At 69.9% G+C, this 13,894-nt stretch carries 13 protein-coding genes; 3 read left to right on the top strand and 10 right to left on the bottom strand.

Translation table 11 applies throughout. The features are described 5' to 3' along the window. Window positions 1-162 precede the first annotated feature (162 nt). Complete coding sequence (locus tag ACFXI3_RS24870; protein WP_378402551.1) at window positions 163-813, bottom strand: cation transporter; 651 nt, start codon at window positions 811-813, stop codon at window positions 163-165. 29 nt (window positions 814-842) lie between these two features. Next, window positions 843-1,175 (bottom strand): ArsR/SmtB family transcription factor, encoded by a 333-nt coding sequence (locus tag ACFXI3_RS24875; protein ID WP_378402493.1) that lies wholly within the window; start codon window positions 1,173-1,175, stop codon window positions 843-845. A 44-nt stretch (window positions 1,176-1,219) separates the two neighbouring features. Between ACFXI3_RS24875 and ACFXI3_RS24880 the strand changes: the two genes are divergently transcribed. Next, complete coding sequence (locus ACFXI3_RS24880) at window positions 1,220-2,026, top strand: helix-turn-helix transcriptional regulator (RefSeq protein WP_378402495.1); 807 nt, start codon at window positions 1,220-1,222, stop codon at window positions 2,024-2,026. A gap of 45 nt (window positions 2,027-2,071) precedes the next feature. Here ACFXI3_RS24880 and gcl read toward each other — a convergent pair whose 3' ends face one another. The 4 genes from gcl to ACFXI3_RS24900 form a co-directional block, all read right to left on the bottom strand. Next, window positions 2,072-3,766, bottom strand: a complete 1,695-nt coding sequence (gcl, locus tag ACFXI3_RS24885) for a glyoxylate carboligase (protein WP_378402497.1) — start codon at window positions 3,764-3,766, stop codon at window positions 2,072-2,074. Between the two features lie 2 nt (window positions 3,767-3,768). Next, on the bottom strand, window positions 3,769-4,659 hold the full coding sequence (locus ACFXI3_RS24890) for a 2-hydroxy-3-oxopropionate reductase (protein WP_378402499.1): 891 nt from the start codon (window positions 4,657-4,659) through the stop codon (window positions 3,769-3,771). Next, a complete protein-coding gene (locus ACFXI3_RS24895; RefSeq protein ID WP_378402501.1) occupies window positions 4,659-5,483 on the bottom strand; it encodes a hydroxypyruvate isomerase family protein in 825 nt (274 codons plus the stop codon). The genes ACFXI3_RS24890 and ACFXI3_RS24895 overlap by 1 nt, the downstream gene beginning before the upstream one ends. A 255-nt stretch (window positions 5,484-5,738) precedes the next feature. Then, window positions 5,739-6,725, bottom strand: a complete 987-nt coding sequence (locus ACFXI3_RS24900) for a 2-dehydropantoate 2-reductase (protein WP_378402503.1) — start codon at window positions 6,723-6,725, stop codon at window positions 5,739-5,741. Between the two features lie 94 nt (window positions 6,726-6,819). Between ACFXI3_RS24900 and ACFXI3_RS24905 the strand changes: the two genes are divergently transcribed. After that, window positions 6,820-6,942 carry a hypothetical protein gene (locus ACFXI3_RS24905; RefSeq protein ID WP_378402505.1) on the top strand — a complete coding sequence of 41 codons (123 nt, stop codon included), beginning with the start codon at window positions 6,820-6,822 and terminating at the stop codon, window positions 6,940-6,942. Between the two features lie 203 nt (window positions 6,943-7,145). Here ACFXI3_RS24905 and ACFXI3_RS24910 read toward each other — a convergent pair whose 3' ends face one another. From ACFXI3_RS24910 to ACFXI3_RS24920, 3 genes are all read right to left on the bottom strand, one after another. Continuing rightward, on the bottom strand, window positions 7,146-8,093 hold the full coding sequence (locus tag ACFXI3_RS24910) for a sucrase ferredoxin (RefSeq protein WP_378402507.1): 948 nt from the start codon (window positions 8,091-8,093) through the stop codon (window positions 7,146-7,148). A 316-nt stretch (window positions 8,094-8,409) separates the two neighbouring features. Continuing rightward, complete coding sequence (locus ACFXI3_RS24915; RefSeq protein ID WP_378402509.1) at window positions 8,410-9,597, bottom strand: cupin domain-containing protein; 1,188 nt, start codon at window positions 9,595-9,597, stop codon at window positions 8,410-8,412. Window positions 9,598-9,867: 270 nt separating this feature from the next. After that, the gene (locus ACFXI3_RS24920) at window positions 9,868-10,875 is read right to left on the bottom strand and encodes a pyridoxamine 5'-phosphate oxidase family protein (protein ID WP_378402511.1); all 1,008 of its coding nucleotides are present in this window, start codon (window positions 10,873-10,875) and stop codon (window positions 9,868-9,870) included. 728 nt (window positions 10,876-11,603) lie between these two features. Here ACFXI3_RS24920 and ACFXI3_RS24925 point away from each other — a divergent pair. Next, complete coding sequence (locus ACFXI3_RS24925; RefSeq protein WP_378402513.1) at window positions 11,604-12,338, top strand: GntR family transcriptional regulator; 735 nt, start codon at window positions 11,604-11,606, stop codon at window positions 12,336-12,338. A 67-nt stretch (window positions 12,339-12,405) separates the two neighbouring features. On the opposite strand, the gene ACFXI3_RS24930 is transcribed toward ACFXI3_RS24925, so the two are convergent. Continuing rightward, on the bottom strand, window positions 12,406-13,800 hold the full coding sequence (locus ACFXI3_RS24930) for an OFA family MFS transporter (protein WP_344275630.1): 1,395 nt from the start codon (window positions 13,798-13,800) through the stop codon (window positions 12,406-12,408). Window positions 13,801-13,894: the final 94 nt, after the last annotated feature.

A 13,894-nucleotide genomic window follows, 5' to 3' on the forward strand; every position in this document is an offset into this window, starting at 1 on the left:
CCGCCGAAATCCGGCCCCGCGCCACGTCATGCTCAACCGGCCCGAACGACCACCGGAGAAAGGCCCGCAGGTGAGCGACCTAGCTGCCGCACTGACGCTGATCGGCGTGTTCATCGCCTTCGCCATGACTTTGCGCGCCGTCCAACGCCGCATGACCCGCGATCAGCAGCAGTGCTCGCCCCGCCAGGCCTCAAGCCCCTCGCGCACCGCGACGGCCGCGATCACCAATGCCGCGACGGGATCCGCCCAGTACCAACCAAACAGCGCATTCACCAGCAACCCGACCAGCAGCACCCCGGAAAGGTAAGTGCAGAGGAGCGTTTGCTTCGAATCGGCGACCGCGCTCGCGGACCCGAGTTCCCGCCCGGCCCGGCGTTGCGCGCTCGAAAGCACCGGCATCACAACCAAGGACACGGCGGCAAGCACGATCCCCGCTGTCGAATGCGAGGCCTCGCCGCCGCCGAACAGCGATCGCACCGAATCGACCGTGACGTAAGCCGCCAGCAGGAAGAACGACACCGCGATCACCCGCAGCGCGACCCGTTCCCGACGCTCCGGATCCGCACTGGCGAACTGCCACGCCACCGCGACCGCGGACAGCACCTCGGCCACCGAGTCGAGCCCGAACGCGACGAGCGCCGACGAGGACGCGATCGTCCCGGCCGACACCGCAACGATCGCCTCGACCACGTTGTACGTGATCGTCCCGGCTACTAGCCACCGCACTCGCCGGTGCAGGACCGCCCGCCGCGCCGCATCCACTGCGGGGCGCGACCCGCAGCTGGCCTGCGACAAGGTCTCGCCGCCCGACATCTCCGAGCGACAGTCCGGGCAGTTCTCGGTCATCGAACGGCCCGCGATTCCTCGTCGCACGCATTCGTCGGCGCGACAGCCAAAACCACCTGCGTCAGCTCCGACAACGCGTGCGCGAGATGCGGATCGGCGATCGCGTACCGGACCTGCCGCCCCTCATACGTCGCGATCACCAGCCCGCACCCGCGAAGGCACGCGAGATGATTCGAGACGTTCGACCTACTCAACTCCAGCCGCGAAGCCAGTTGCGCCGGGTACACGACCCCGTCCAGCAGCGCCACGAGAATCCGGCAGCGCGTCGGGTCCGCCAGCGCTCGGCCGAGCCGAGCGAGCGCCAGTTCGCGAGTCTCAGAGATCAGCACAGCCGCAACAGTACAGCTGCCGCTGAATCAAATACACTGGCGAAGTGGACAACCTCCTCGGCGACTTCCTCCGCGCCCGCCGCGAACGGATCTCGCCTGCCGACGTCGGGCTGCCGGACAGCGGACGGCGTCGCGTACAAGGACTGCGCCGCGAGGAACTCGCGCTCCTGGCGGGAATCAGCAGCGACTACTACATCCGGCTGGAACAGGGACGCGACCAGAACCCGTCCGCCCAGGTCCTCGACGCGCTTGCCCGGGCACTCGGCCTCGACGAACCCTCCCGCCGGCACCTGCATCAGCTCGCCGCCCCGACGCAGCCGAGCCAAGTCGAACCGCACGTGCCCGCGAGCATCGTCGAATTGATCTCGACTTGGCCGACGAATCCGGCGTACGTCCAGGACCGCCTCACCAACGTCCTCGCAGCGAATCCCGTCGCAGCAGCGGTTTCGCCGAACTACACGGTCGGCCGGAACCTGCTCCGCGCGGTCTTCCTCGACCCGGCCGAGCGAGACCTCCGCCGCGACTGGGAGCAGATGGCAGCCGACGGCGTCGCCGGCCTGCGCGCCGCTCTCGGCCCGAATATCGCCGACCCGGCCGCCGCCGCGCTCATCGCCGAGCTGACCGCCAGCAGCGAAGAATTCCGCGCTCTCTGGGCCCAGCACGACGTCAAACCGAGGACCGGCCACCTCGTCCGCTTCCGCCACCCAGCAGTCGGAGACCTCGACCTGCACAGCGACAAACTGGACATCCCCGGCCCGGCGACCCTGCAGCTGGTGGTCTTCCACGCGACCCCCGGCACCCGCGACGCCGAGGTACTCGCCTCGCTGGCAGACCTGATTCCCGCGCGATGACACCAGAAACCGGGCCGGAGCGCGCACGCCCCGGCCCGGCTCCCGTCAGTCGGCCGCTTCGAACTCGCGCACCGCGTCCAGTGCGGCGCCCATCGCGGCGTTGCCCTCGCGTTCGATCATGATTTCGACCAGCACCGGCCGCCGGGTGCGTTCGGCTTCCTTGCGCGCCCATTCGAGCGACGACCGGATCTCGCCCGGGTCCTCGACGCGCGTGCCGGAGCAGCCGTAGGCCTCCATGATCTTCACGTTGTCCGTGCCGTGGTCGTCGTAGTGGATGTCGACCTGGTAGTTCATCTCGTACGGCAGCTCGGACTGGCGGATCAGGCCCAGGTACTCGTTGTTGAGCATGACCAGCACGAACCCGACGTCGTACTGTGCGGCGACCGCCAGCTCCTCCACCAGGAACTGGAACGAGTAGTCGCCGACCACGCCGACGACCTCCGCCTCCGGCCGGGCCTTCTTGACGCCGATCGCGGCCGGGATCTCCCAGCCGAGCGGCCCGGCCTGGCCGCACACCTGGTAGTGCCGGGGCAGGTGCGCGCGCTGGAACTGCCCGGACCAGATCTGGTACAGCCCGATCGCGGTGACGAAGTAGGTCTCCGGTCCGTAGAACTCGTTGAGCTCCTTGAACACCCGCGGCGCCTTGATCGGCGTGCACTCGAAGTCCTCCTTGCGCGGCAGCTCGGCCTTGAGGTCGCCGAGCCGCTTGACCCACGCGCGGTCCCGCGCCGGAGCGGTGCGCGCGTCGAGCGCCGCCAGCAGCGCTTCCAGGAACTCCCGCGTGTGCGACACGACGCCGAGGTCCGGTCCGAACACCTTGCCCAGCTGAGTGGGCTCGATGTCGACGTGGATGAACTTCCGGTCGCCTCGGTACACCGACAGCTCGCCGGTGTGCCGGTCGCCGAACCGCGCGCCCAGCGCCAGGACCAGGTCGGATTCCAGGAACGCCGCGTTGGCCCAGCGCTGCGACGTCTGGATGCCCGCCATGCCGGCGAACAGCTCGTGGTCCTCGGGGAAACTGCCCTTGCCCATCAGCGTGACGCCGACCGGGACGCCGAGCCGTTCCGCCAACTGCCGCAGCGGGTCGCTCGCCTCGCCGAGCACGACCCCGCCGCCGGCCAGGATCAGCGGGCGTTCGGCGGCCAGCAGCATGTCCAGCGCCCGCTCGACGCGCGCCGGCGACGGCTTGACCGTGCTGACCGGCAACGCCGAATCGATCGACGAATCCCACTCGATCATCTGCTTCTGCACGTCGATCGGCAGGTCGATGAGCACCGGGCCGGGACGTCCGGACCTCGCGATCCGGAACGCCTCGCGGAAGATCCACGGCAGCTGCGCGGCTTCCTTCACCTGGACCGCCCACTTCGTGACCGGCCGCGCGATCTCGACGATGTCGACCGCCTGGAACGCCTCCTGGTGCAGCTTCGTCGTCGCGGCCTGCCCGGTGATGCACAGGATCGGGACGGAGTCCGCGTGCGCGGTGTAGAGGCCGGTGATCATGTTGGTGCCCGCCGGACCGGACGTGCCGATCGCGACGCCGACGTTGCCGGTCGTGCGCGCCCAGCCGTCGGCCATGTGCGTCGCGCCTTCTTCGTGGCGGACCACGAGATGGTCGATGCCGCGGCCCTGCATCGCGTCGTACAGCGGCAGGATCGCCGCGCCCGGGCAGCCGAAGGCGACGTCGATCCCTTCGTCGACCAGCACGTCGACGACTGCCTGCATAGCGGGGACTCGGGCCATGGTCAAACCTCCTCGGACGAGCGGCCGGACAGTTCTTCGACGACCTTCAGCAGCGCGGAGTGGTCCAGCGAGCCGTAGCCCATCGCCCGCCCGGCCGCGACCAGCTGCGCGACCAGGCCGGTCAGCGGGAGCGCCACGTCGGACTGCCGGGCCGCGGCGAGCGCGATGCCCATGTCCTTGTGGTGCAGGTCGATCCGGAAGCCCGGCTCGAACCGCCGCTCGACCATCGACTTCCGTTTCAATTCCAGGATCCGGCTTCCGGCGAGACCGCCCGCCAGCACGTCGAGCCCGGTGCCCGCGTCCACTCCGGACGCTTCCAGCAGCACGATCGCCTCCGCGACCAGCCCGTAGATCCCGCCCACCACCAGCTGGTTGGCCGCCTTCACGACCTGGCCCGCGCCGTGCGGGCCGACGTGCACCACGGTCTTGCCGAGCGCGTCGAACACCGGCTTCGCCGCGGCGAAATCGGCCTCGTCGCCGCCGACCATAATGGACAGTGCGGCCTGCTCGGCTCCGGCCTGGCCGCCGGACACCGGCGCGTCCAGCACGCGGATCCCCTTGGCCGCACCGGCTTTCGCGACCTCGATCGACGTCTCCGGCCGGATGGTGCTCATGTCGGCCAGCAGCGTGCCGGGCGCGATCGTGTCGAGCACGCCCCCGGGGGCGAGCACGACCTGCTCGACCTGCGGGTGGTTCGGCAGCATGGTGATCACGACCTCGGCCCCGGACACCGCGTCGGCGACGTCGTCGGCCGCGCGGCCGCCCGCGGCTTCCAGTTTGGCCAGCGCGTCGGCGTTGAGGTCGAACCCGCTCACCTCGTGTCCGGCGGCGGCCAGGTGCGCGGCCATCGGCGTGCCCATCACGCCCAGTCCGATGAACCCGATCCTGCTCATCAGTTTCCCCTTCGCTCGTACGGCAGCCAGGTCAGCGAGTCCACAGTGGAACCGTCCGGTTTGTATTCGATGCCCACCGGTCCGGCGTAGCCCGCCGCCTGCAGCTTTTCCAGATGTCCTTCGAGATCCAGCTCCCCCGTGCCCGGCTGGTGCCGGCCCGGCGCGTCGGCGATCTGCACGTGCCCGGTGCGCGGGGTGTGGCGGGCGATCACGGTGTCGAGGTCGTCGCCGTTGACCGCCAGGTGGTAGAGGTCCGCGAGCAGCCGGACGTTGTCCAGGCCCAGCTCGTCGAGCACCGCGACCGCGTCGGCCGCGGTCTTCAGCGGGTACGCCGGGGCGCCGGACAGCGGTTCGAGCACCAGCTGCGCGCCGATGCCCTCGGCCGCTTTCGCCGCGGTCGCGAGGTGCGTGCGGGCCAGATCGTCCTGTTCGGACGGTGCGACCCCGTCGATCCGGTTGCCGTACAGCGCGTTGAAGCTGCGGCAGCCGAGCCGTTCGGCGAGCCCGAGCGCGACCGTCAGGCTCGTCGCGAACTCCGCCTCGCGGCCGACCCACGACACGAGCCCTCGCTCGCCCGCGGCCATGTCGCCCGCGTAGAAGTTCAGCCCGGTCAGCTGGACGCCCGCCTTCTCGACCGACCGCGCGAACCGGTCGACGTCGGTTCCGGACGGGTCGGCGCTGTCGAACGGCCACCAGTACTCCACCTTGGTGAAGCCCGCTGCCCGAGCGGCCTGCGCGCGCTCGAGCAGCGGGAGTTCGGTGAACAGGATCGACAGGTTGGCGGTGTAGGGCAGCGAGTGCCGCTCCCCGGCGGGACCGGTCATGAGTACCTCGGCTCCTCACATCTCGATCAGCTAATTTCGCTTTGTGGAAGTTTTCTTCCGTAGTTCGAGAATAGCTGGACGCAGAGGCTTCGGTCAACGGTCGACGGGCAGGTTTCCCCGGCGCGCGGGGGCGGCAAGATCCACAGGGGCGTCGTTCGACATTGGTCGCGCGCGTGCCGCAGAGAGAGGATTCAAGGCCAACTGTCCACAGTGGTCATCTCTGAGTCCACAGTGGACTTTTCGTCACTTTTTGTTTCAGCCGACTGGAATCGGCGTGCTCGTGCGATTGAGCAGCCCGATCGCGGCGTGGACGTGCCGCAAGGCGGGAGCCGGGACGCCGGTCAGGTCCGCGAGTTCCACGACCGCGCCGACGATCGCGTCGATCTCCAGCGGTTTGCCCGCTTCCAGATCCTGGAGCATGGACGTCTTGTGGTGCCCGACCCGCCACGCGCCGTCGATCCGCTTCTCCACCGAGACCTGCGGATCCGCGCCCGCGGCCCGGGCGATCGCGAGGGTTTCGGCCATCATCTCGGCGACGAGCGCGCGGGTCTCGTCGTGCTCGCACATCTGCGCCATCGTCGCCCGGGTGAGCGCGGACAGCGGATTGAACGCGACGTTGCCCATCAGCTTGACCCAGATGTCGTCGCGCAGCCTCGGCTCGACCGGGGCCTTGAGCCCGCCCGCGACCATCGCGTCGGCCAGGTTCCGGCAGCGGACGGAAGTTTCGCCGGACGGCTCGCCAAGGGAGAACCGCGTGCCCTCAAGATGCCGGATGACGCCCGGCTCCTCGATCACAGTCGAGCAGTAGACGACACAGCCGATCGCCCGCTCGACGGCGAGCACGCGGCTGGTCGCCCCGCCGGGATCGACCGCCTCGACGCGACGTCCGGCCAGCGGATGGCCGGTCAATCCGTGGAAATACCACCACGGAATCCCGTTCTGCGCCGCGACGAGCGCGGTGTTCTCGTGGAGGAGAGGCTCCAGAAGCTCGCCGCAGTCCGGGTACGAATGTGCTTTGAGGCCAAGGAAAACGTAGTCGACCGGCCCGATGTCGCGCGGGTCCGAGGTGACGTGCGGACGCGCCGTGAAGTCGCCGCGCGGGCTCAGGACGCGCACCCCGTCCGCCGCCATCGCAGCGAGGTGCGCTCCGCGTGCGACGAGGTGGACTTCGGTGCCGCCGCGATGGAGGGCCGCGCCGACGTACGCGCCGATCGCTCCCGCGCCCAGAACCGCCACCCGCATGGTTGCCTCCCGGTCCGGATCCTGCCGACGTTAGATTGCATACAGTATCCCGTGTGGTGGATGCGGGGCCAGACTTTGGTTATCGGAAGCGGCGATGACGCAGGGGCGGCTTGTGGTGACGCAAGAACGGCCGTGGCGATGCGACGAGGACGTGGTGACGCAGGGGCCGCCGTGGCGTTGCGAGGACGCCGTGGTGACGCAGGGGCCGCCGTGGTGACGCGAGGATGCCGTGGTGACGCACAGCGGTCCGGTACGGCGAGGAAGGACTCCCGCAGTCATTCCGGCGGGATGGCGCGGTCAGAGCATTCCGTCAGCCTGCTCGAGGTTCGCGGAACTGCCTTGCTCAAAGTCGCCAACTGGCCTGTCACTCTGCCTGTGGCTCAAGGGAAACTGCTGAACCGAACGGTGCAGCCAGCGAGGTCAGACCTCGCGCACCGACTCCGCCACGAACCCGGACAGCACCAGCCGCGCAGTGCACCGGCTGTGCCCGGAAGCCGTCGACGCCCTCCGGCGCACCACCACCTCGTACCGCCGCCCGCCCGCTTCCACGAGCACGCTCCGGCCCTCGCCCCGGGATTCCTCAGCGACGGCCAGCACCGCGTCGAGTCCGCGCAGACCGGTACGGCCCCGGACCTCGATCTCGGCGAACTGCGACCACGCGCTCTCCGCCGAGGTGCGACCGCGCAGATTCTCGAACCGGACGTTGCCGCCGAGCGCCTCCTTCGCCACCAGTTCGGCTTCGGGAACCGCGAGGCTGCCGTGGAGGTAGCCGTCGGGCACGGTCAGGAGGTTGCCTGCCCAGCGGTCCCCACCGACGTGGCTGACCTCCCACACCCGCCCGGGATGGTTCTGCGCCAAGCTGGCCACCAGCGGGCGGCCGAAAACCGCGCAGCACATGTCCTTGCTGCCGTGCGTGCACACGAGAAAGAGCGGACCGGACACCGGTTCGCCGTGCCCGCGCCGTCCGGCGGCGACCGCTTCGAGGTCGAAGTGCGCGAGTTCGTCCAGGTCAGCGACGTCGAGCCGTTCGGTCCAACGGTTGCCGGGCAGCCCGCTGGCCAGGTAAACCGCACGCGGAGCGCCGGGTTCCCGCACGTGCCGCCCCGGCTTCCGGATCAGCAGCGGACGCAGGCCGGCGGCGCGCGCGGCATCGAGACGCTCGGCGGGAAATACGGCGGCCAGCACGTCTTCGAGCGCGTCCGGACCCCACGAACCTGGCTGCTCGACCAGCAACCAGGACGTCATGCGCGCAGCAGTCCCGGCAGGCTCGCCACCGAGCTCGCGAGTCAGCGCGGCGCATCCGGGCGCGGCATTCCGGCCCGGGAAGCAGATTCCCGGGCCCGAGTGCCGCACGTCGGGCTTAGGCATGCCTAAGTATAGCTGACCGCTCGTCGCGCCCCTCCGAGGCGACCGTCCCCGGCGCGCGACATCACTCGATCGGGCAGTGCTCGGCCCCCGAACCGCGGGCGAGGCGGCAGGTTCGCCCAAGAGCCCGTCGCCGGGAGCACACCGAACACGCTTCGGCCACCATGCCCTGCGCAACTACTTCCTCAAGGGCGCACCCACGATCGCCAGGGCGCGCCCGGAAAAGTCCCGGCTCAAGCCCGAGCCGCCAGTCCCTGCGCCACCAACTCCGCCGAGAGCGCACCCGCCATCGCCAGGGTGCGTCCGGAGAAAACCCGGCTCAAGCCCGAGCCACCAGCCCCTGCACCACCAACTCCCCCAGCAAAGCCCGCACCGTCGCCGGAGGCACCCCCGGCGCGGCGTCGACAAGCACCTTGAACGGCTGCGGCCCGCACCCCAGCAGCGCAGCGAGCACCGGCCGCGCGGCCTCGGCGAAGACCAGCCGCTTCCCCGCCCCGACCAGGGCCACCGTGCCCTCGCCGTCCGCCAGCGCGGCGCGCGGGACGAGCAGCCGGACCTCGAAGTCGTCGTCCGGCGGCAGCAGTTCCGCCGTCGCCGCCCACGGCAGGCCGACGCGGGTCCGGGCCGGGGCCTGGGCGTCCCGGTCGGCGAGGAACCGGTCGACCACGTCGCCCGCCGCCAGCTCCGCCAACCGACTGCGCAGCGCTTCGGCTCGCTCGGCCCGCGCGTCCGGATCGGCGAACCGGGGCAGGTCTTCGCGGAAGAGTTCGTCGGACCGCAGCTGGTCCGCCAGCCACGCCACGAGGTCCACGCCGGTGGCGGCGTTGAACCCGATCGTCAGATGCAGGGACTCCTCGCCGACGGCGGACACGTCGTGCCAATGCCCGCGCGGCAGGTAGAGGACGTCGCCGTCCTCCAGCAGGAAGTCGTCGTGCGGCTCGCCCTCCGGACGTTCCGGGAGCTCGACGTCCCGCTGCAGCGGCGAACGCCGGGTGACGCCGTGCAGCCGCCACCGCTTGCGGCCGGAGAGCTGGATGATGAACGCGTCGTGGTCGTCCCAGTGCACGTCGAAGCCGTGCGTGGTGCCCCAGCCCGCGTACAGGTTGACCTGGATCCGCTCGCGCAAGTCGTGTTCGAGTCTGCCCGCCAGCTCGCCGACCTCGTCGACCAGTTCGTTGACCGAGTCGAGCACGAGCGTCGCGCCGGCGCGCAGGTGTTCGGCGAACGGGGCCGAAAGCACGCGCGGGACCTGGCCGTTGCGCCGGGTCGAGACCATTTCGGTGTAGGTGTGGGCGGGGACGACGTCGCCGTCGCGCGCCAGCCGCAGCCGGGGGAACTCCAGCCGGTGCTGGCGCAGCACCCGGTCCAGCTCCGGCCACGGGAGCAGCGCCGCGAACCGCCCCTTCTCCCCCGGGAACCGCCGCGGCTCCTTGCCGAGGACCTCTGCGAAGAACTGGCCGGCCTCGAGCGGTGCCACGAGGCCGGCCAGTCCGGGAATCTCCGTCATGGAGCGGGACAACGGCTAGTCGTTGCCGTCGTTGTCGGCTACGGCTCCGTTGGCCTTGCCGCGGTCGACCGCGGCGGTCAGCGGTTCCACGCTCAGCAGCAGGCCGCTGGCGGCCGCGTCGGTGTCGGTTGTCATGCGTTCTTGAGCCATCCGGACCTCGCAACGTCGACGACTGGGCCCGCCTCACGCTACGGGAGATCGCCGAGGCGGACATCGGTCATTTGAGTTATCTTCCCCGGTCCCGCGACCACCCTCGGCAGCCTTGGCGCGTCACAGATTCTGCTGGTAGTCCTGTTCGAGACCGGCTCGCAGCTGCTGCTCGTTCACCCCCGTGCGCACCAGGTTCGCGGCCTCGCCGGCGGTCTCGTTCAGGTTGAGGTGGTCGGTCCAGATCGTCGACGAACGCGGCAGGTCAGCCGGGTCGACGTGCCGGGCGGCGTCCCACAATCCGGCTTCGCGCACCGCTGCGTTCCGCGCGAGCCGGACGGTCTCGATTTCCACCTTCAGCACCGTCTTCGGAGTGCGATTGCGCTCGGTCATCGACTCGCGCAGCGCGGACTCCGTGCTGATGAACGCCTTCCCGGTGATCTCCACCGTCCGGGTGTCCCCGGGGACGACGGCCACTACAGCCACCTCGGGACGCTCGACGACATTGTGGAACGTGTCGGTGCGCCGGTTGCCCGGCCGATCCGCGAGGACGACCGTCGCCGGTCCGATCATTCGGGCCACTCCGGGAGGATCGCCCTTGGGACTGGCGTCCGCGCGTCCCGAGCCGTCCCGCGACGTGATCACCGCGAAGGGCGAGGCAGCGAGGAAAGCAGCCGCCGCGGGCCCGATCGCCGAGCCCTCCTCGACGACGTCGGTGTCCTGAGTCGCGGTCGGACCCCACAGGTTCGAGCGGATCACCGCCTTGCCGCAGTGCAGGAACGCTTCCTCGACGAGAAGCCCGTCCTCGGCGAGAGTTCCGTTGATCCGCAAGGTCTCGCGCCATCCCGGGATGAGCACGAGCAGCGCGGCCCCGGTGCCTGGTGCGACGTCCGACGGAACCGGGAGTTTCAGCCGCGACTCGGTCTTTGGCTTCGCGAACCCGGGAGTCCCGCCGACCATCTCGGCCCGCTGCCGACCCCCGGCATCGACGTAGCCGAGCACACCGGCGGGACTGTGACGGAGCAACGTGCGGCAATGCGGGTCGAGGTGGTCGATCGACTTCATCATGACCGGCAGCGGCCGTTCGCCCACGACGCGTTCCAGGTCCGGCACCGCACGGATGATCCCCATGGAGTTAGGTTAGCCTAATTCGCTGGCGGGCTGCGGGGTGCTTGCCGCCGACGCTTCCGCGGACAGGCAGCGCGGGATTGACCCGCTGCCGGACGCGGGCGACAGCCGGACCGAGCTGGGTTCACGCCGCCGGGCGCGGCACCTGCTGGCTGACGGAGAGTTCGATTCACCGCCAGGTGCATGCGGCGGCCGGCCTCGCTCCGCCGCCAGTCACTGGCGACCGGTTTCGCGGGACTCTCTCCGCTGCAGAGAGACCGGCACCTTCAGCGTCGACCCCCTCCATGGCCACGAGGCCCAGCCGCCCCACGCCAGGCCCGTCCCGCGGCGGCATCCGGTGGTGCTCCCACCCCGTCCTGCCCTGCCTTGCCCTGCCCCGCCCTGCCCTGCCCTGCCTTGCCCTGCCCCGCCCTGCCTCGCCTCGCCTGGCCTTGCCCTGCCCCGCCCTGCCTCGCCTCGCCTGGCCTTGCCCTGCCCCGCCCTGCCTCGCCTCGCCTGGCCTTGCCCTGCCTCGCCTCGCCTGGCCTTGCCCTGTCTTGCCTTGCCTTGCCTGGCCGGGCCGGGCCGGAGGCCACCAGCCGTCCATCCGCCTCCGTCACCACCCGCCCATCCACTTCCGGCGGAACATCGCACACCCGATCCAGAATCCCGGGATTTTGCATACCAAAACCTGTATCCTGAAAACTGAGTTCCTCGAATCCCGCCGCAGATCCCACCACCCGAGGTGCACCGTGACCGAGTCCGTTTCCCCCCTGCCCGAACGCGGGCCTACCGGCCGCCGGACGGCGAAAGGGTCGCTTGCCGGCAAGAGCGGCAGCCGGGTGGAGCGGCCCGCGCCGTTGCGGCAGGTGGTGTACGACGCGCTCGCCGAGCTGATCATCAACCGCACGCTCGAACCCGGGCAGCATCTCGTCGAGGCCGATCTCGCCGAGTACCTCGGGGTCAGCCGCCAGCCGGTGCGCGAGGCGCTGCAACGGCTGCAGAGCGAAGGCTGGGTCGACCTCCGGCCGGCGCAGGGCGCGTTCGTGCACCTGCCCACCGACGAAGAAGCCGACCAGTTGCTCGGCGTCCGGGCGGTCCTCGAGACCCATTCCGCGCGGCTGGCCGCTGCCTGCGCGACCGACGAGGACATCAAGCGCCTCTGGGAATTGCAGGACGTCGGCATGAAGGCCCTCGCCGCGGACGACAGCGAGCGGCTCGTCGCGGCGAATGCCGACCTGCATTCCTACATCACCGAGCTGACCGGCAACGCGGTCCTGTCCGAGCTGATCGGCCTGGTCGACCGCCGCGTGCGCTGGTACTACACGCCGATCGCGCGGCCCCGCGGGCGCGACGCGTGGCAGGAGCACGCCGCGCTGATCGAGGCGATCGCCGCGCACAACGTCGACAAGGCTGAGAAAATCATGGCGCAGCACACCGAACGCACGCGCCGGGCGTTCCACGAACGGCCCGGCGCGTCGGAGTAGAGCACAGCGGTCCGGGAGCGACGGGGCGGATGCCAGCCGTCCCGTCGCTCCCGGACCAGCGGGGTGCTCAGCTGCCGGCCGCCGGGGCGGTGCGGGCGATTTGCTTGCCCGCCTTTTCCGTTGCGCCACGCCCGGAACGCCCAGGCTGGCGCAAGAACAGCGTCATCACCGCGGACAGCAACGCGATGCACCCGGCCAGCACGTACGCACCGGTGTAGCCCCACGCGGCGATCACCCCGGCCGCCAAGCCGCCGCCTCCGACACCGCCCACCAGTTTCGCGCTGTAGACGATGCCGTAGTTGGTCGCGTTGTGGTTTTCGCCGAAGTAATCCGGCACCAGCGCGGCGAACAGCGGATAGAACGCGCCGCTGCCGAAACCGGTCAGCACCGCGAACACCATGAACCAGAACAAACTGTGCGTCTTGCCCGACCACAGCACGCCGAATTGCGCGAGCGCCGCGATCACCAGCACCCAGAACAACGTCGCTTTGCGCCCGATCCGGTCGGACGCCCAGCCGACGATTCCGCGGCCGACCCCGTTCACGATCGCCAGGATTCCCGCCGAGGACGCCGCTACAAACGCGCCGAACTGGCTTTCCTTGGCGAAATCGACCTGGAAATTGATCCCGAACAACGAAACGCCGCCGATCACCACGAGCGTGACCCACATCAGCGGAAGCATGCCGGTGCGGATCGCTTCCATCGGCGTGAACTGGCGCACCGCGGGCGGGTTCTTGGCCAGGCTCTTCGCCTTGCCCGCCGCGCTGCCCTTCAGCCAGGCGATCGGGTCGACCTCGGCGGGCCACCAGTTCTTCGGCGGGTCCTTGAACAGGAAGCCGCACAGCCCGACCACCACGAGCATGTACAGGCCGATCGCGTCGAGCGTGATCGTCACGTTCTCATGCCCGAGGAAAGCGCTGAACAGGTAAATGAACGGCACCGAACCGTAAGCGAACCCGCCGTTCACGAACCCGGTGCGGGCGCCGCGTTTCTCCGGATACCATTTGCCGACCATGTTGATGCACGTCGCGTACACCAGCCCGGCGCCGATGCCGCCCAGCACCGAATACCCGATGAACGCCACCACCAGATTTCCGCTGTGCGCGATGGAGAAGTAGCCGATCCCGGAACACACCGCGCCGGCCAGCATCGCCGTTTTCGCCGACACGATGTTCTTCTCCCGCAGCCGCCCGGCCGGGAAAGCGACCCCGGCCTGGAACACGGCCCAGATGCTGGCCAGCCAGAACGCGTCCGACAAGGACCAGCCGTATTTCTCTTCGAGCGTTCCCTCGACGGCTCCCCAGCCGTATTCGAACACGCTCACCGCCATCATGGCCACCCACGGCAGCCAGACCATCCAGCTGCGGGACCGGCCCATCAGGTCCCGGGGGCTCTCCCCGATCCGGTACGTCCGCCCGTTTTCGTCGACGATCTCCTGGTATGTCGGTTGGGCTGCGGTCATGAGAATTCTCTTTCGTCACCGTTGACTTCGGTTCCCGTGCCGGGCTGTCTCCGTTCTTCCCCCGAGCCGGGACACGACCGCGCGTCCCGGCTTC

Origin of the sequence: Amycolatopsis sp. NPDC059235 (genome assembly GCF_042754125.1) — a bacterium.
Taxonomy (GTDB): domain Bacteria; phylum Actinomycetota; class Actinomycetes; order Mycobacteriales; family Pseudonocardiaceae; genus Amycolatopsis; species Amycolatopsis albidoflava.